The 17297-nt window shown below is 61.1% G+C and carries 13 protein-coding genes; 6 read left to right on the top strand and 7 right to left on the bottom strand.

What is annotated here, in order from left to right:
• Nucleotides 1-52: 52 nt before the first annotated feature.
• The 5 genes from O3297_RS19740 to O3297_RS19720 all read left to right on the top strand — a co-directional run bounded on the left by O3297_RS19740 (nucleotide 53) and on the right by O3297_RS19720 (nucleotide 7805).
• Nucleotides 53-1636, top strand: a complete 1584-nt coding sequence (locus O3297_RS19740) for an ABC-F family ATP-binding cassette domain-containing protein (RefSeq protein WP_305049536.1) — start codon at nucleotides 53-55, stop codon at nucleotides 1634-1636.
• Nucleotides 1637-1890: 254 nt separating this feature from the next.
• Nucleotides 1891-2349 carry a RidA family protein gene (locus O3297_RS19735; RefSeq protein WP_070254760.1) on the top strand — a complete coding sequence of 153 codons (459 nt, stop codon included), beginning with the start codon at nucleotides 1891-1893 and terminating at the stop codon, nucleotides 2347-2349.
• Nucleotides 2350-2465: 116 nt separating this feature from the next.
• A complete protein-coding gene (locus O3297_RS19730; RefSeq protein ID WP_034778907.1) occupies nucleotides 2466-3896 on the top strand; it encodes an amino acid permease in 1431 nt (476 codons plus the stop codon).
• A 419-nt stretch (nucleotides 3897-4315) separates the two neighbouring features.
• Entirely contained in the window at nucleotides 4316-5788 is a 1473-nt protein-coding gene (locus O3297_RS19725) for an amino acid permease (protein WP_080753216.1), read from the top strand.
• Between the two features lie 67 nt (nucleotides 5789-5855).
• Nucleotides 5856-7805: a S9 family peptidase gene (locus O3297_RS19720; RefSeq protein WP_305049534.1), complete on the top strand. Its 1950-nt coding sequence runs from the start codon at nucleotides 5856-5858 to the stop codon at nucleotides 7803-7805.
• Between the two features lie 11 nt (nucleotides 7806-7816).
• Here the strand turns inward: O3297_RS19720 and O3297_RS19715 are convergent, their stop codons facing one another.
• On the bottom strand, nucleotides 7817-9967 hold the full coding sequence (locus O3297_RS19715; protein WP_305049532.1) for an FUSC family membrane protein: 2151 nt from the start codon (nucleotides 9965-9967) through the stop codon (nucleotides 7817-7819).
• 90 nt (nucleotides 9968-10057) lie between these two features.
• Nucleotides 10058-11746 carry a M14 family zinc carboxypeptidase gene (locus O3297_RS19710; RefSeq protein ID WP_305049531.1) on the bottom strand — a complete coding sequence of 563 codons (1689 nt, stop codon included), beginning with the start codon at nucleotides 11744-11746 and terminating at the stop codon, nucleotides 10058-10060.
• Nucleotides 11747-11896: 150 nt separating this feature from the next.
• On the opposite strand from O3297_RS19710, the gene O3297_RS19705 reads away from it, so the two are divergent.
• On the top strand, nucleotides 11897-12466 hold the full coding sequence (locus O3297_RS19705; protein WP_305049530.1) for a hypothetical protein: 570 nt from the start codon (nucleotides 11897-11899) through the stop codon (nucleotides 12464-12466).
• Nucleotides 12467-12534: 68 nt separating this feature from the next.
• On the opposite strand, the gene O3297_RS19700 is transcribed toward O3297_RS19705, so the two are convergent.
• The 5 genes from O3297_RS19700 to O3297_RS19680 all read right to left on the bottom strand — a co-directional run bounded on the left by O3297_RS19700 (nucleotide 12535) and on the right by O3297_RS19680 (nucleotide 17280).
• A complete protein-coding gene (locus O3297_RS19700) occupies nucleotides 12535-14688 on the bottom strand; it encodes a S46 family peptidase (RefSeq protein WP_305049529.1) in 2154 nt (717 codons plus the stop codon).
• A gap of 307 nt (nucleotides 14689-14995) precedes the next feature.
• Nucleotides 14996-15265 carry a GlsB/YeaQ/YmgE family stress response membrane protein gene (locus tag O3297_RS19695; protein ID WP_034778894.1) on the bottom strand — a complete coding sequence of 90 codons (270 nt, stop codon included), beginning with the start codon at nucleotides 15263-15265 and terminating at the stop codon, nucleotides 14996-14998.
• A gap of 166 nt (nucleotides 15266-15431) precedes the next feature.
• Nucleotides 15432-16007 carry a YceI family protein gene (locus O3297_RS19690; protein WP_070281807.1) on the bottom strand — a complete coding sequence of 192 codons (576 nt, stop codon included), beginning with the start codon at nucleotides 16005-16007 and terminating at the stop codon, nucleotides 15432-15434.
• Between the two features lie 150 nt (nucleotides 16008-16157).
• A complete protein-coding gene (locus O3297_RS19685) occupies nucleotides 16158-16712 on the bottom strand; it encodes a YceI family protein (RefSeq protein ID WP_034778891.1) in 555 nt (184 codons plus the stop codon).
• Between the two features lie 43 nt (nucleotides 16713-16755).
• On the bottom strand, nucleotides 16756-17280 hold the full coding sequence (locus tag O3297_RS19680; protein WP_305049527.1) for a cytochrome b: 525 nt from the start codon (nucleotides 17278-17280) through the stop codon (nucleotides 16756-16758).
• Between the last annotated feature and the right edge of the window lie 17 nt (nucleotides 17281-17297).

Genomic DNA, 17297 nt, shown 5'->3' with positions numbered 1-17297 from the left:
GCCTTGCGCTGCGCGGGTTCGCCAGCCCTGTCTGCACGTACAAGGAGTATCCATGCCCGCATTACTACAACTCGACCGTCTTTCCTTCGTGCTGCCCGATGGCCGCACCCTGTTTTCCGATTTGCAATTTTCCTTTGCCCCGCAACGTATCGGCCTCGTCGGCGATAACGGCGTGGGCAAGAGCGTGCTGGCGCGCCTGCTGGCGGGCCAGGCGCAGCCGTCTTCTGGCGCCGCGCGCTGTGACGGCAGCGTGCATTACGTGGCGCAGGAACTCGATCCGCAGCACTATCCCACCGTGGCGGCCCTCGCTGGCGTGACCAGCTTGCTGGCGGCGCTGGCGCGCATCGCCGAAGGCAGCGTCGACGAAGCCGATTACGCCCTCGTGGGCGAGCGCTGGGATGCCCATGCGCGCCTGCGCCAGGCGCTCGATGCGCTCGATTTGCGCCATGTGGACGCGGAGACGCCAACGGCCAGCCTGAGCGGCGGCGAGCGCCAGCGCATCGCCCTGCAAGGGGCCTGGCTGTCGCAGGCGGACTGGCTGGTGCTCGATGAACCGAGCAACCATCTCGATGCGCAGCAGCGCGCCCGCCTGGTGGCGCAGATGGCGCGCTGGCCTGGCGGCTTGCTGCTGGTCAGCCATGACCGCGGCTTGCTCGAGCACGTCGATGAAATCGTCGAGCTGTCGCCGCAGGGCTTGCGCAGCTATGGCGGCAATTACGCGATGTATGCGCAGCAGCGCGCGCTGGAGCAGGCCGGTTTTGCGGCCGCCCTGCAGGCGGAAAAGGCCGGCGCCAGACGCGAACAGCGCGAGGCGCAGCAGCAAGCAGAACGGCAACAGAAACGGGTGACGCGCGGCGAACGCGAGGGCCGCGAAGGCAATCAAAGCAAGCTCCTGCTCGACGCGCGCAAGGAGAAAAGCCAGGATAGCCAGGGCAGGCTGCGCGTGCGCGCGCAAGAGGCGCAGCAGGCGCGCCAGCAAAGGGTGATGGATGCCAGCGCCCGCTGCGCGCCCGAGGCCGAACGGTTGCTGCTGGCACCCGAGAGTGCCGTGCCGAACGGCAAGCTGTTGCTGGAGCTGCGCGAATTGGTCTTGCCGCATGGCCAGGCGCACGCCATCAACCTGGTACTGAACGGGCCGCGCCGCCTGGCCGTGACGGGCGACAATGGCAGCGGCAAGTCGACCCTGCTGCGCGTGATCGCCGGACAGCTGGCGCCCGCCAGCGGCGAACTGCGCTGCCATGCCAGGGTAGCCTGGCTGGACCAGCATGCGGGACTGCAGGACGGCGAGTGGAGCGCCGTGCAGCGCTTGCAGGAACGCCATAGCAGCATGCCGGAAGGCGAGCTGCGCACGCGGCTGGCGCTGCTGGGCATTGCCGGTGCGCGCGCCACCATGCCCAGCCGTCTGCTCAGCGGCGGCGAGCGCATGAAGGTGGCGCTGGCGGCCGAGCTGTATGCGCAGGCGCCGCCGCAACTGTTGCTGCTTGACGAGCCTGACAATCATCTGGACCTGGCCAGCCTGCAGGCGCTGGAGCAGATGCTGCTGCAATATCAGGGGGCGTTACTTGTGGTTTCGCACGACCAGGCATTTCTGGATGCGATAAACCTTGACCCGGAGGGCTTGACATTGCACAAGTGACAATTTAATGAAAAAAGTCACGCTCGATGCCTGTAGAGCATGCTTCATGAACCGATGCTGAATTTTGTTTGATTGTCGGTATAATCCACTGAATAACCGGGCCTATTTGTGAACTAAAACTGCTGGTTCACCAATATGATGACGTTTAATCTGGCACTGTTGTCGGTCACAGCCGCGCTGCCAGGGCGTCATCCTCCGTGCCCTGCCGTGCATGAATTTTGGTTTCGCTTATATTGTTTTCTTGGAGAAATAGCATGTCGTTTTACGAAAAACTCAAAGCCCTCAACATCGAACTGCCAGTCGTTGCCGCACCAGCTGCCGCCTACGTGATGCATGCCCGCACGGGCAACACCGTCTTCCTGTCCGGCCACCTGGCCAAGAAGGATGGCAAGGTCTGGGTGGGGCAGTTGGGCAAGGATGTCACGACGGAAGAAGGCAAGATCGCAGCGCGCGGCATCGCCATCGAACTGATCGCCACCTTGCAAGACGCCTGCGGCGGCGACTTGAACAAGGTCAAGCGCATCGTCAAGGTCATGAGCCTGGTCAATTCCACTTCCACATTCACGGAACAGCACCTGGTGACCAATGGCGCCTCGGAACTGTTCGTCGAAGTCTTCGGCGACAGCGGCAAGCACGCCCGCTCCGCCTTCGGCGTGGCGCAAATCCCGCTGGGCGCTTGCGTCGAGATCGAGCTGATCGCCGAACTGGCCTGATCATCTGAACATGCCGGCGCTTGCCGCCGGCGCGCCTTTTCCTCCTTTCCAGCAAGAGCGGAACCGCCATTGGGGTGGAGGGATCGGTGTATTCAAGAAAAAAACGGAGACACGTAATGAAAACGAGTGAACAAGGCTTGCACCGCGGCCTGGGCGAGCGACAGATCCGCCTGATGGCGCTGGGTGCCGCGATTGGCGTGGGCCTGTTTTTGGGTTCCGGCAACGCCATCAAGATGGCCGGCCCCGGCATCATGTTGTCGTATATCATCGGTGGCGCGGTCATCTTCATGATCATGCGCGCGCTGGGCGAAATGGCCGTGCACAATCCCGTGGCCGGCTCCTTCAGCCGCTATGCCCAGGATTACCTGGGCCCCCTGCAAGGCTATCTGACGGGCTGGAACTACTGGTTCCTGTGGCTGGTCACCTGCGTGGCGGAAATTACCGCCGTCGCCATCTACATGGGCATCTGGTTCCCCGACGTGCCGCGCTGGATCTGGGCCCTGGCGGCCTTGGGCTCCATGGGCGCCATCAACCTGCTGGCCGTGAAAGCCTACGGCGAGTTCGAGTTCTGGTTCGCCCTGATCAAGGTGGTCACCATCATCCTGATGATCATCGGCGGCACGGGCATGATCATCTTCGGCCTCGGCAACGACGGCGTGGCCATCGGTATCTCGAACCTGTGGACGCATGGCGGCTTCTTCCCGAATGGCGCGCAGGGCGTGCTGATGTCGCTGCAGATGGTGATGTTTGCCTACCTGGGCGTGGAAATGATCGGCCTGACGGCTGGCGAAGCGGCGAACCCGAAGAAATCGATTCCCGACGCCATCAATTCCGTGTTCTGGCGCATCCTGATTTTCTATGTCGGCGCGCTGTTCGTCATCCTGTCGATCTATCCATGGAATGAAATCGGCACCACCGGCAGCCCCTTCGTCATGACGTTCGAACGCCTGGGCATCAAGACGGCCGCCGGCATCATCAATTTCGTCGTGCTGACGGCGGCCTTGTCGTCGTGCAATGGCGGCATCTTCAGCACGGGCCGCATGCTGTACAACCTGGCGCTGCAAGGCCAGGCGCCCAAGGCGTTTGCGGAAACCACGGCCAGCGGCGTGCCGCGCCGCGCCATCCTGGTGTCCGTCGTGGCGTTGCTGATCGGCGTGCTGCTGAACTACATGGTGCCGGAAAAAGTGTTTATCTGGGTCACCTCGATTTCCACCTTCGGCGCCGTCTGGACCTGGGGCGTGATCCTCGTCACGCAGATCCAGTTCCGCAAGACCTTGACGCCGCTGGAAATCAAGAACCTGGCCTTCCGCATGCCGTTCGCGCCTTACGGTTCCTGGATTTCGCTGGCTTTCCTGGCGCTGGTGATCGGTCTGATGGCGTATTTCCCCGATACGCGCATCGCCCTGATGGTTGGACCAGCCTGGCTGATCCTGCTGACGGTGCTGTACTACGTACTGGGCCTGGCGCCGAAAGAGCGGCGCGATGACGTGCCGCAAGGCTACGAAGCGGGCTGGCCGCCGGCCGATGCGCCGCAGGGCAAGAAGTAATCCGGCTCGGCTGAGCTGAACCGAAAGCGCGCCCCTGCTCCAGCAGTGGCGCGCTTTTTCTTTCATATTGGCAATTCCATGTTCCCCTAGCGCCAGTGCGCGTTTTGCGGCGCACGCCTGGCGTTGTTTCCTTGCATCAAACTTCTGTTTAGCTGAGCCGATGAAAGCCCTATAATCGCTTAGTTTTGAAAATGGACGCGATCTTTCCGGTTTTTTGCCAGGTAGGGCCGGAGCGCCGTTTTTAAGTGTTTTTACCCGTCATGTTTCGAACGACACCTGACAAAACCGTAGCGAGCGGATGCGAGTTGTGGCTAAGAAGCGCAGCTGTGCGAATGCACAGTGAGCATCGCAGGCCGCAAATCACGACGCGCAGTAGGTTTTGGCAGGTGTTCAAGTGCATGCCTCATAAAGGAATGCTAGTGAGCCAAACCCTGGTCCAGAAACTTTGCCGCACCAAGCCGATCGATACCACGGTCGAATATGGTGAAGGCCTCAGCAGCAGTGGCTTGAGCCGGTCCATCGGCCTGTTTTCCCTCACCATGATCGGCGTTGGCGCCACCATCGGCACGGGCATTTTTTTTACCATGGTCGAAGCCGTCCCCAAGGCGGGCCCGTCGGTTGTCCTGTCTTTCCTGATCGCCGCCATCACGGCCGGCTTGACGGCCTTGTGCTATGCGGAATTGTCGTTCCGCATACCCGCCTCCGGCTCCTCGTATTCGTTTGCCTATGCCACCGTGGGCGAGTTTCTTGCCTTCATCATGGCCGCCTGTCTGCTGCTCGAATACGGCTTGGCGGGTAGTGCCGTGGCCATCGGCTGGTCGTCCTACCTGAATAATTTCCTGGAAAACGCTTTCGGCTGGCACATCCCCGAGATGCTGCGCACGCCGATGATCGTTTCCGGCCCGCATGGCATGGAGTTTCATGCCGGCCACATCAACCTGCCGCCGATCTTTTTGATCTGCATGTGCGGCTTTTTGCTGCTGCGCGGCGCCAAGGAATCGGCCCTGATGAATGCCATTATGGTCATCATCAAGCTGGCGATCCTCGTGTTTTTCATCGTCATCGCGTTTTCCGGCTTTAACGCCGACAATTTCTTCCCCTTCTTCAATGCCGACAACAGCAAGGGCTTTGCCGGCATGACGGGCGTCACAGCTGCGGCCGGTACTGTCTTCTTCTCCTTCATCGGCCTCGATACGGTGGCGACGGCGGGGGATGAAGTGAAAAATCCCACGCGCAATGTGCCGCGCGGCATCCTCGGCGCCTTGCTCATCGTCACCGTGTTTTATTTGCTGGTGGCCGTGGCCGCCCTCGGCGCACAGCAGGCGAAATTGTTCGAAGGCCAGGAAGCGGGCCTGGCGGTGATCCTGCAAAACGTCACGGGCAAGACCTGGCCCGCGCTGGTGCTGTCGGCCGGCGCCGTCATTTCCGTCTTCAGCGTGACCCTCGTGACGATCTACGGCCAGACGCGCATCCTGTTTGCCGTCAGCCGCGACGGCCTGATCCCGAAATCGTTTCAGAAAATCCACCCGCGCACCCTGGTGCCGGTCAGCAATACCATCATCGTTTGCCTGGTGGTGGCCGTGGTAGCCGGTTCCGTCGATGCCACTTACTTGTGGGACATGGTCAGCATCGGTACCCTGACAGCCTTCATGGTGGTCTCGATCGCCGTGCCCGTGCTGCGCCACAAGCAGGGCGCCAACCGCATCGAAGGCTTCAGCGTGCCGTTCGGCCCGTACGTGATTCCTGGCCTGAGCATCCTGGCTTGCCTGTACATCATGCGCGATTTGCCGCATACGACGTTTGTCGTGTTCAGCGTGTGGATGGCGGTGACGGTGGCCATTTACTTCCTGTACAGCATGCGGCATTCGCATCTGGGCAAGAAGGCCCGCTAATGCAGTCTGTTCCATCCAAAACCGCCGCGCTTGCCGGCGGTTTTTTTTATTTCTAACCGGAATTTACATGATGAAAATAACTGATTTGGCCGCTTGCGGCTTGCTGGCAAGCAGTCTTCTGGGCAACACGGCACAGGCCGCCCCTGCAACGGAACCGGCATTGCGCGATTACCGCGCCGTGGCCCTGTCCGCGAATGGCCAGCGCATCGCCGCCATCGAATCGAGCAAGGCGGGCGAGCAGCCGCAGCGTCCGCATGCGGCCATCGTCGTGCGCGACGCCGCCAACGGCGCCATCGTGCAGCAATTCGATCCGTGTACCGTGTGTTCCTACGACAAGCCCAGCTGGTCGCCCGATGGCAGGCAGCTGGCTTTCATTGGCTACGACGCCAAGGTGGGCACGGCGCAGCTGTACCTGGCCATCCTGTCGCAGGCGCAGGCGCGTGTGTTGACCACTATCAAGGGCGTGGCCAGTACGGTGCGCTGGTCGCCGGATGGCAAGCAGCTGGCTCTGCTGGCCACGGTGGGCGCGCGCAAGCTGGCCGGCGCCGTGGAGGCTGGCGTGCGCCAGGTGGGCGAAGTGGGCAGCGAAGACGATGCCCAGCGCATCGCCGTCGTGCCGGCCAGCGGCGGCGAGCCGCGTCTGCTGTCACCAAGCGACACCTATGTGTATGAATACAGCTGGACGCCCGATGGCCGCGGCTTTGTTGCCACCAGCGCGCAAGGCAATGGCGACAGCAACTGGTGGGTTGCCAAGCTCAGCCATATTGATGCGGCCACGGGCGCCTTGCGCGTGATCGCGTCCCCGGCCATGCAGCTGAACCTGCCTTCCGTCTCGCCGGACGGCAAGACGGTGGTCTTCATCGGCGGCCTGATGAGCGATTTCGGTTCCATCGGCGGCGATCTCTACACCGTGCCGCTGGCCGGCGGCACGCCGCGCAATCTCACGCCTGATTACCGCGGCACCTTCAATGGCGTCGTCTGGCGCGGCGCCGGTTTGCTGGCAACGGCCCTGATCGATTCGCAGCTGGCGCTGGTGCCCGTCGATGCGCAAAGCGGACCGGCCCGGCCGGTGCTGCTTGGTGAACTGAGCAGCAGCGGCAGCGATGGCCGCTTGTCGTTCAGCGCCGATGGCCAGTACGCTGCCGCTGCCCAGGAAGACTTTACGCACGCCAGCTATCTGGTGGCGGGACCGGTGGGCCAGCTGAAAAAGATTACGCGCGACAATGACGGTTTTGCGCCGCAGTTGACGGTGCAAAACGTGGGCTGGAACAACGAGCAATACAAGGTGCAAGGCTGGCTGCTGGGGCCGTTGAATACGGACACAGGCAAGCGCTACCCGATGATCGTCAACGTGCATGGCGGGCCCGGTGCAGCCGCCTCGCCCCGTTATGTGGGGGCGAGCACCCTGATCCATGAATTGACGCAAAAAGGCTATTTCGTTTTCCTGCCCAATCCGCGCGGCAGCTTTGGCCAGGGCCAGGCATTTACGCGCGCCAATATGGCCGACTTCGGCGGCGGCGACTGGCGCGACATCCTGGCCGGCATCGATACGGTGGAAAAAGTGGCGCCCGTCGATGGCCAGCGCCTGGGCTTGATCGGCCATTCGTACGGCGGCTTCATGACCATGTGGGGCGTCACGCACAGCGACCGCTTCAAGGCGGCCGTGGCCGGTGCGGGCGTGTCGAACTGGATCAGCTATTACGGCCAGAACGGCATCAATCAGTGGATGATCCCGTTCTTTGGCGCTTCCGCCTATGACAAGCCGGACGTCTACCGCCGTGCCTCGCCCATCGAATCGATCAAGGCGGCGAAGACGCCGACCCTGATCTACGTGGGCGAGCGCGACGTGGAAACGCCGGCGGCCCAGTCGCTGGAATTCTGGCACGGCTTGCGCGCCATGGGCGTGCCGTCCAGCCTGTTCATCTACGACGGCGAAGGGCACTCCTTCCGCAAGCCCGAGCACCAGCGCGACTTGCAGAAACGTACTATCGGCTGGTTTGAGCGCTATCTGAAATAGATCCCGGGGATTTAGCGCGGTGTCACAATGTGTACGATCGCCGCGCTATGTATCACGATCTTGTCGGCATCTGCCTGCAACAGGCGGATACGCCGCTGTGCCAGCGGCCAGCCGGACCAGGCCACGTCGCTGACGGGCGGCGCGGCAGGGGGAGCCAGCGGCGCGCTGATCTTAGCCTGGTTGTCGAGCTGCTCCAGCGCGCGCGACAGGGTCAAACACACTTGCGTATGGCTGTGGCTGAGCAAGGCGTTGACGGGCGCGACAGGCAGCTGGCTGGCGTGGCGCCCGAGGATGGAGCGCAGGGCCGCGACGTGGGCCACCAGCAAGTAATTTTGCACGATGAACAGGTTGATGTCTTCCACGGCCCGCTGCTTGCTGGCCGGTTCGTCGAGCATGCGCACCAGGGCCGAGCTGAGCGCGGCCAGGCTGTCCATCAAGCGCTTGCGCTCGATGCGGTAGGCGAAATCATCGAAACACTTTCCCTGCAGCAGCGCGAAGCTGGCCTGCATATAGCTGAGGTTTACGTTGAGCACCTGGCGCACCAGGCGCGGCAGGCTCTGGTATTCCCAGTTGGCCAGCACAAAGCTGAACACGGTGGCGACGGCCGCGCCGATCAGGGTATCGATCAGGCGCTCGCTGACGAGGTTCGGGTTGCTGGGCGCCACCAGGTGCATTTGCAGCAGGATCATCAGGCTCACGGCGATGGCCGTGTAGCGGTAGCGCAAATAGATGAAGGTGGGCGTGGCCACGATGGAGAGGAACAAAATGGCCATCAGCACGATATTGCTGTGCACGAAGCGGATCACGATGGCCGTGATCACGCAGCCGATGATGGTGCCGATGATGCGGTCGGCGCGGCGCTGGCGCGTCATGCTGAACGTGGGGCGCAGGATGATGACGATGGTGAGCACAATCCAGTAGCTGTGGGCCGCATACGGCAGCCAGTGTCCGATCAGCAAGCCTACCGAGATCGCCATCGATACGCGCAGGGCGAAGCGGAACACGGGCGACTCCAGGCGCAGATTCGACAGCAGGGTTTTCAGTTCATATTTCTGCTGCGACAAGAATGGCGCCATGTCCGCGCCGCTCCAGAACGGTACATTGTCGTAGACTTTCTGGCTGGCCAGGTGCAATTCCGCGATCATTTTCAGAATGGCGCGGATCTTGTTGCGCTGCGCGCGCAGGGTGGCCAGCGCTTCCTGCGCATTTTCTCCCTTTGCCTGCAGGCGGGCAATTTCTCCTTCGATGTCGGCCCATTCCTTGTCGTAACTGATCTGCGCATACGAGGCGCGCTTGCGCGTGACGGCGTAGGCCACGGCTTCGATGTCGCGCGCCGCCTTGTACGCCAGGTCGTGCAAGGATTTCAGCACGTCGGAGTCGGCCAGGTGCTGGCGCAGCAGCGCGTAATCCGTGTGCGTGGAAAGGATCAGTTCATATAGATCGAGCATGCATACGTGCACCTGCACGACGATGGCATCCTTGCTGTTCTTGTGGCTGCGCAAAATCAGGTCGCGCGACGCTTGCTGGCGGTCGGCCAAAATGCTTTGATGGCGCACCAGCTTGTTGAACTGCTCCGTCAGATTGAAACGCGTGTCGTAGAAATCGGCCTTGATATCGATGTAGGCGGCCAGTTCGAACAGGGCTTCGGCCAGCACTTGCTGCTTGATGCGGTGGCGCAAGACCCAGGCGATGGCCATGGCGTAGGCCAGATAGATGAGGCCGCCGAGCATGAACAGGCCCGCATGGTGGAACGATTGCTGCCACGTCATCTGGTGTTCCATCGACATGGTCATGATGAACAGGGCGGCCAGCTGCAAGGGCATGGATTTCTTGCCGTACACCACCATCATGCTGGCGAGGAAACTGACGAGCACGAGCACCGTCATCAACAGCCACTGCACGGGCCCGCACAGGCTGATCAATAAGGTGACGGCGCTGCACAGCAGTACCGAGGCCAGCATTTCGTTGAACTTGTGGCGCAGCGGGCTGGGCATGTCCATCAGGGTCGTGCACAGGGCGCCGATGCATACCGTCATGGCGGTGGCGCTATCGCTGATTTCCTGGGTCAGCAAGGCCAGGCCGACGAGACCGATGGCCACGCGCAAGCCTAGGTAAAAATAATGGCTGTAAATAAAGGTGCGCAGGTTCAGTGCGTAGTGCATGGGATTACCTTGTGGGTAGGGCACAGAAAGAGGCGCCGCACCGGGGTCTCCGATGCGGCGCCAGGATGTTGCAGTTGCTACAGCCCGGATTTACATCAGGGCGATCACTGGGTAGCGCCGCCATTCCGGCTCGGCAAAGCGCTGGCAGTGTGCAAAGATGAAGTTCAGCACGGCTTCCTGATTGCTCAGCAAGGCGGGATTGGCAGCTTTCCAGTCAGCAAACTTGGCCGCCAGCGCCGGTTCATCGCGCAGCAGTTCGGATGCCATGTCTTCGAACACGTAATCGGAAAATGCTTCTTTCTTCTCCAGCACGCTATTGAAGAAACCCCAGCGGAAGAAGCTGTCGTGCGCCTGCGGCTCCAGCGTTTCCACGGCGTAGCGGGCGTTGTCCTGGTCCAGGCTGACGACATAATCGCCCGCTTGCACGGTGAACTGGCCCGTGCGCGCTTCGAGTTCTACATGGTCGTGGAACATGTGGCCTTCGTAGGCCGTGGCGCGCGTACCGACAGAGGCGATGTGGTAGTAGCGGGCCGTTAGCGTCTGTTCGGTGGTGATGCGACTCATTTCGACGCCGTTCCAGCGCAGCCGTTCGATCACTTCGCGCCACGCTTGCGGCACGATATAGGCTTTCGGCGCGGCCACGGTGACGTCCGCATCGAAGCGGTTGTAGTAGGCGATATCGCGTTCCCACGGCTGTGAGCGGTCGTAGGACAGGCGCTGGTAGTCACCCAGCAGACTCGGCGTGTATTGCGCCGCATAGCCCTTGAAGGGGAAGGTCGACGGCTGTTCTTCGTTCATGGCCCAGTGGATGGGCCATGCGGCTTGCGTGCGGCCCGCCGCTTTTGCCTGCGCGCGTAATTGCTTGATCTGTTCGCCATGTTCGATGGTAAACGCCATGGTGATGTCGAGCAGGGCGCGCATGGAAGCGTAGCGGTCGGCAAACGGTTTCAGCATGTGCGTTTCCGGCATGAAACCGATGACGTGATGCAAGGCCGCAAAGCCGGTCGAGAAACGGGGCACTTCGAGGAATTCGGCAATGCCGTGGTCGGGGCTGTCCTTGACGGGATTCACGTACGGGCAGGTGGGCCAGCCAGCGTTTTCCATCTGCGCAAAGATGTGCGGCAGCATGGTGTCTTGCAGGAAGGGGCCCAGGCCGTTGCCCAGCTTATCCGTCTGCGTGTGGATCAGGGTCATCGTGTACGGGTAGTCGGCGCCGTTCGACGTGTGCGTGTCGACCATCACGTCCGGGTCCCAGCTGGCCAGCAGGCGGTTGAACACTTGCGCGTTCAGGCTGTCGCACTTGATGAAGTCGCGGTTCAAGTCCAGGTGGCGGCTATTGCCGCGGAAACCGAATTGCTCTGGGCCATCCTGATTCACGCGCGATGTATTGGCGCGGTTCAGGCTGCCATCGACGTTGTAGATTGGAATGAACAGCAAGACGGTGCTGCCCAGCGCCGCCAGGCGTTCCGGCTGCGTGCAGAGGTCGCGCACGATGGCCATGCAGGCGTCGATGCCTTCCGGTTCGCCCGGGTGGATGCCGTTGTTGTTGAAGAACACCGTGCGGCCTGCGCGCTTGATCTGTTCGCGGTCAAATACGCCGTCCCCGCTGACGACGCCAGCGTGGATGGGCACGCCCGAGTCGGACAGGCCGATCTGTTCGAAGTGCAGCACTTGCGGATAGCGTGCGGCAAGATCTTGATAGAAGGTGATGCATTCCAGCCAGGTCGTGGTCTGGTTGTGGTTACCGAGTTCGTAGGTCGTGCGCAAGTCTGGTGGCATAGCGGTCTGAGTCTGGGAGGGGGAAGGCGCGCTGGGTAAGTACGCCCGCTAGGGGCCAATTGTAGCACCGGCGCTCTTGCCTTGAGGCGCCGCAGGGGCTTGTTGCTGTACTTGTGTTATGAATACGTTTCACGCACGAGGGGAGGCGGCATGGGCAAGTCGGCGATGGCGGCGCTGGTGTGGGGGATATGCCTGGCGGCGCAGGCGGCGCCGTTGCGCTTGCCGGCGGGCAAGGAGCCTGTGGCGCAGGGCGGGTCTGTCACGGCTGCCGCGCAGGGCGCGCTGATACGCTACCGGGGCTGGCTGCTGGCCGTCGATGGCGCCGTGTCGGAAGAACGGCCTGACATCGTGCTGACGTCGGCGCAGGCGCGCCACGCGCCGCAGCTGCGGATCGGCGCCATGCAGCGCAGCCTGCCCCTGTGGTCCGCCTTCGAGCTCGTCAAGGGAAGCGCGCGCCTGCGCGTCACGGCGCTGCCGGGGCCGGATGAGCTTTCCGCGCTGCTGCTGGACTTTGGCGATGGCGACTACCGCATCGTGATTCCCGCCGCCGGTATCGCGCGGCCCGCCTATCCGCTGCTGGCGCAGCGCTTTCCCGGCGCCGACCTGGCCTTGCTGCTGCAGGATGGCCGGCGGGTCATGCTGCCGCTGGGAAGTGGCAGGGCGCCAGTGTTTGGCGAAGAGCAAGCCGTACCTTACCGGTTTACCAAAGTAAAACGTTAGGCGAAAAAAAGCCACTCCCGCAGGAGTGGCTCAGGCTAAAGCGCCCGTTGCCGGGTTATTGCTTCTTGTTATTCAGCGCCCATTTCTTTCAGCAGGTTGTCTGCGTGGTCGATGTGTTTCATGTTCCACAGCATGTAGCGCAGGTCGACCTGGATCGAACGGGTGTTGGCCTTGTTGTAGTCCCAATCGGAAATGATCGAGTCCAGCGTGCCATCGAAGGCCAAGCCGATGAATTCGCCTTTCGAATTCAGGGCAGCCGAACCGGAGTTACCGCCGGTGATGTCCAGGGTGGCCAGGTAGTCGACCGGCACGGTTTTCAGCTTCGGATCGACAAATTTGCCGAAGTCCTTGGCTTTGATCGCGGCCAGTTGATTCGCTGGTGCATTGAACTCGCCCTGGCCCGTGGCTTTGGCAACGACGCCATTGACGGTGGTGAAGGCAGACCAGGTGGTGCCGTCGGCGCCATGGTCACGGCCGGCTACTTTGCCGAACGTGACGCGCAGGGTGCTGTTGGCGTCAGGATAGACGGCTTGGCCTTTGCTCTTCATGAAGGCAATTTTTGCTTTCATGTAGTTGGCGTAGGCTTGCTGGATCTTGCCGGCCAGTTCTTCGTCTTCCGCTTCGTTTTTCAGCGAATCCGGATACATGGCGACGGCTGCCTGGATGAAGCTGTCCTTGCTGGCCTGGAATTCGGCTGGCGTGCGTTTCAGCCACGCTGCGCGTTCTTCCTTGTCGGCCAGCTTGCTGCCCGCATACAGTTTGTCCAGGGCGGCGGACAGGTCGGCTTGCGACATGCCGTCCTTGATGCCGATGGCGGCGTCGAAGCTGGCGCGGCGTTGTGCTGCCGGTTGCGCGGCGTACTTGGTCAGGCTGTTCAGTACCAGCGCCTTGTCGACTTTTTCATCGTAGGTGCGCTCGACCGAGGTGATGCTCGACGACAGACGTGGCAAATCGCGCGTCTGGTAGCCGGACTTGCGTTCCGTATCTGCCTTGGTGCCTTCGTTCGACAGGCGGTACAGGCTGCGTGCCGTGTTCAGCAGGCGTGGCTGTGCGTAGCTCAGGAAGAAATCGCGCTTGGTGTCGGCATCGCGCTCGGCGATCAGCTTTTCCACTTGCTCGATGTCGCTGGCAAATTCCGCCTTGCGGGCAGCATTCGCGTTGACCCAGGTTTTCAGGGCTTCGTGTTCCGTCGTCTTGCGCGCCAGGAAGTCGCTGCCGGCGTAGGAATCCAGCATGCCTTGGCGGTTCTTGTAGTAATTGTTCACGCCAGCAACCTGGCCCGCGTATTTCAGGGCAACATCCTTGTTGTCCTTGGTTTCCCGCGCGATGATGGCCAGGGTTTCGCCCGACGCTTTCACGAAGGCCGGGTAGTTCCAGTCAAACGTGTACGCCACTTCCGATGGCAGGCGGTGGCGGTTGGTGCGGCCAGGGTAGCCCAGGACCATCACGAAATCGCCTTCTTTCAAGCCATCCTTGGCCAGTTTCAGCACGTGTTTTGGCTGGTAAGGCACGTTGTCCTTGCTGAAGTCGGCAGCTTTGCCGTCTTTGCTGACATAGGCGCGGTAGAAACCGTAGTCGCCCGTGTGGCGTGGCCACATCCAGTTGTCGGTGTCGCCGCCGAACTTGCCGACGCCTGCTGGAGGCGCGTGCACCAGGCGCACGTCGCGGATTTCCAGTTGCTTGATCAGGTAGAACTCCAGGCCGCCGTAGTAGGCGGACACGGTGCAGCGGAAGCCGGCTTCTTTTTCGCATTCGGCGACCAGTTTCTTCTGGTTTTTCTCAATCGCGTCGATGCGTGCCTTGCCTTGCAGCTTGGCCACGTCGGCGGTGATGATCTTGTCGCTGACATTGGTCACGGCCGAGGTTACGAAGATGCGGCTGCCTGGGGCGGCCGGCAATTCTTCAGCGAACGTCTTGGCCAGGAAACCGTTGGCCAGCAAATCGCGCTCTTTGGTCGAATTGACCGCCACGCTGTTGTAGACGCAATGGTGGTTGGTGGCAACCAGGCCTTGCGGGGAGACGAACGAAGCCGAGCAACCGCCCAGGCTGACGATGGCGCCCATGGGGAACTCGGTCAGTTTGGTCAGGTTGGTCGGATCGAGTTTCAGTCCGGCCGCTTTCAGTTCCTTGGCCACTTGTGGCAGCTGTTGGGGCATCCACATGCCTTCGTCGGCGTGTGCGAAGTTGCTCAGGATGGCGAGCGCGATTAAAGATTTTTTCATTCGAGTTCTAGTCTTTTACATGAAGGGAAGTCGGAACCAACGTGTACCCAGTGTTTTTTCTCAGCGGGCGACCTAGAGTATCCGTATCGAACTCGCACTAGTCAATCACATTTTCCCGAGGGCATGTTTGCAGTTGCTTGTAAAAATTGCACTATTTTCGCCATTGCAGAGCCAGGAGTGGGCTGCGAACGGGCATTTTCTCGTGCCGCGGCTGTGGTATTGTCCATACAATTGTCTTGCCGGCAATAAAAAATGGCCGGGCGCTTGCGCGGCCCGGCCACTTGCTGATGCGCTGCCATGTGTCTGCTTAGCGTATTTTGCCGCGGCGCAAAAGATTCACGATGCCCAGCAGGATCACGGCGCCCAGGAACGAGACCAGCAGAGAAGCCAGGCTGAAATTGTCGCTATTGATGGTGCCCGTGCCGAACAGGGGGGCCAGCAGCCAGCCGCCGAGGAAGGCACCGACGATGCCGACGACGATATTGAGGAAGATGCCCTGTTGCGCATTCGTTTTCATGACCATGCTGGCCAGCCAGCCGATGACGCCGCCAATAACGATCCAGATAATGAAATTCATGTAGTCCTCCGCGCGGTGGATAAGTGGGTGTGCCATGTCAGAACAACATCATGCCAATGGATAGTGATGCCGCACGATAGAAAAGTCCAGCGGATTCGCGCTGCGCATGCAAAAGCCCGCCTGGCTGCGGGCAGCGAGGCGGGCTTGTCATGCGGCAAGGCCGTGTTTAGTCGGCCTTGATGGCTTCCACCTGGATGGCCAGCTTGACTTCTGGCGAGAATGCCGGCATGCCGTAGTTCAGGCCAAAGTCGCTGCGCTTGAATTCCGCCGTGGCGTCGGCGCCGCACACTTCGCGCTTGTAGCGCGGATGCATGATGCACTTGAACTTGCTCACGTTCAGCTTGACGGGCTTGGTTACGCCCAGCAGCGTCAGTTCGCCATCGACTTCCACCAGCTGGTCGCCGTCGAACTTCAGCGATTTGCTCTTGTAGGTGATTTGCGGGAATTTTTCGACGTTGAACATGTCCGCTTTTTTCGCGTGCGTGTTCATGGCATCGAGGCCGAAATCGATCGAATCGGCGTCGATGACGAGGTCCAGGCTGCCCGTCTTGGCGGCGCGGTCCAGGGTGACCGTGCCCTTGGTCTTGTTGAACTTGCCGCGCCACACGGACATGCCCATGTGATCGGCTTCAAAGCTGGGGAAAGTGTGCGTCGGGTCGAGGTTGTAGGTGTCGGTAGCGGCCATGGCCGAACCGGCGCCGGCGGCTGCCAGCACGGCGATCATCAAGTGCTTCAATTTCATTGAATTCCTAACTAAGTTAAACAACAGATTTTTGGGCGGTGATCTGATATGTAACGCCTGAAAAACGTTCAGGGCCAGGCGCCTTGCCGAAGGCAGTACGAATAGTACGACGAGGCAAGAGCAACGCAGCCATGGACGTTTTCTCAGGTGTTACTGCGCGGCGACGTGGAATTTGATGGTGACTTCGTCGGCAACCATGCTCGTGTCTTTCCACTCGCCTTCGCCGATGTTGTAGGTCAGGCGCTTGATCGGCAGGGCGCCGTCGAACGCATATTTGCCGCCATCGGCTTTGACCGTCAATGGGAACGTCACGTCGGTGGTCTTGCCTTTGATGCTCAGCTTGCCGCTGACCGTCAGCTTGCCAGCGCCGGCGGCCTTGATGCTGCTCGAAACGAAGGTGGCTTTCGGGAACTGGGCCGCGTTAAACCATTCTTTCTTGGCCACTTCCTTGTTGTATTCGGGGTCGCCGATATCGATGCTGGCCGTCTCGATTTCCACCGACGCTTTCGAGGCGTCCGGCGTGGCCGGGTTGTAATCGATGGCGATATTGAATTTCTTGAACTTCGCTTCCACGGGCACGTTCATTTGCTTGAACACGGCCGACACGCTGGTCTTGGCGGGATCGACTTTCAGCAGGGTGGCGGCGGTGGCGGCCACGGATAGGCCCAGCAGGGAAGCGAGGACGATGCGTTGGGTGGTTTTCATCTTATTTTTCCTGGAGTTTCAGTGAGCAAGGGTGAAGTCGGTGTTATGGCAGCATGCGTTTAAGTACGCCGTCTTTGTCGATAAATTGATGCTTCAGCGCCGCCAGCACATGGGCAGCCACGGCGGCGGCCATCGTCATGTTCAGAACATAATGAATCTCTTTTAAAAGTGGCTTAAGTTCCGGGTTCGGCGCCATGATGACGGGCAGCTGGAACAGGCCCAGGTAGACCACGGGTACGCCGGCGGCCAGCGTGTACAGGTAGCCGGAAATGGGCACGGCGAAGATCAGGATGTACAACAGCACATGCATGGCGTCGGCTGCCTTCTTTTGCCAGGCCACCATGCTGGCAGGGTGCGGCGGCGGTACGTTGGCCTTGCGCCACAGCAGGCGGATGGCGGCGATGGCCAGCACGGTCACGCCCAGCCATTTATGCCACGAGAAGTATTTGAGCTTGGTGGGCGTCAGGCCGGGAATATCGACCATGACCAGGCCCATGATGAAGGCGCTGATGATCAGCAGGGCGGTCAGCCAGTGCAGGATGATGGCGGTGGTGGTGTAGCGTTGCATCGACGGCTTTCTTGAAA

Source organism: Janthinobacterium sp. SUN128, assembly GCF_030587275.1.
GTDB lineage: Bacteria > Pseudomonadota > Gammaproteobacteria > Burkholderiales > Burkholderiaceae_D > Janthinobacterium > Janthinobacterium lividum.
Note: the sequence above shows the minus strand (reverse complement) of the source record. Positions and strands in the feature narration are given on the sequence as shown.

Excerpts from the sequence above, each read along its gene's own strand:
- O3297_RS19740 (WP_305049536.1), top strand. The coding sequence starts at position 53 with ATGCCCGCATTACTACAACTCGACCGTCTTTCCTTCGTGCTGCCCGAT.
- O3297_RS19735 (WP_070254760.1), top strand. The coding sequence starts at position 1,891 with ATGTCGTTTTACGAAAAACTCAAAGCCCTCAACATCGAACTGCCAGTC.
- O3297_RS19730 (WP_034778907.1), top strand. The coding sequence starts at position 2,466 with ATGAAAACGAGTGAACAAGGCTTGCACCGCGGCCTGGGCGAGCGACAG.
- O3297_RS19720 (WP_305049534.1), top strand. The coding sequence starts at position 5,856 with ATGATGAAAATAACTGATTTGGCCGCTTGCGGCTTGCTGGCAAGCAGT.
- O3297_RS19715 (WP_305049532.1), bottom strand. The coding sequence starts at position 9,967 with ATGCACTACGCACTGAACCTGCGCACCTTTATTTACAGCCATTATTTT.
- O3297_RS19710 (WP_305049531.1), bottom strand. The coding sequence starts at position 11,746 with ATGCCACCAGACTTGCGCACGACCTACGAACTCGGTAACCACAACCAG.
- O3297_RS19705 (WP_305049530.1), top strand. The coding sequence starts at position 11,897 with ATGGGCAAGTCGGCGATGGCGGCGCTGGTGTGGGGGATATGCCTGGCG.
- O3297_RS19700 (WP_305049529.1), bottom strand. The coding sequence starts at position 14,688 with ATGAAAAAATCTTTAATCGCGCTCGCCATCCTGAGCAACTTCGCACAC.
- O3297_RS19695 (WP_034778894.1), bottom strand. The coding sequence starts at position 15,265 with ATGAATTTCATTATCTGGATCGTTATTGGCGGCGTCATCGGCTGGCTG.
- O3297_RS19690 (WP_070281807.1), bottom strand. The coding sequence starts at position 16,007 with ATGAAATTGAAGCACTTGATGATCGCCGTGCTGGCAGCCGCCGGCGCC.
- O3297_RS19685 (WP_034778891.1), bottom strand. The coding sequence starts at position 16,712 with ATGAAAACCACCCAACGCATCGTCCTCGCTTCCCTGCTGGGCCTATCC.
- O3297_RS19680 (WP_305049527.1), bottom strand. The coding sequence starts at position 17,280 with ATGCAACGCTACACCACCACCGCCATCATCCTGCACTGGCTGACCGCC.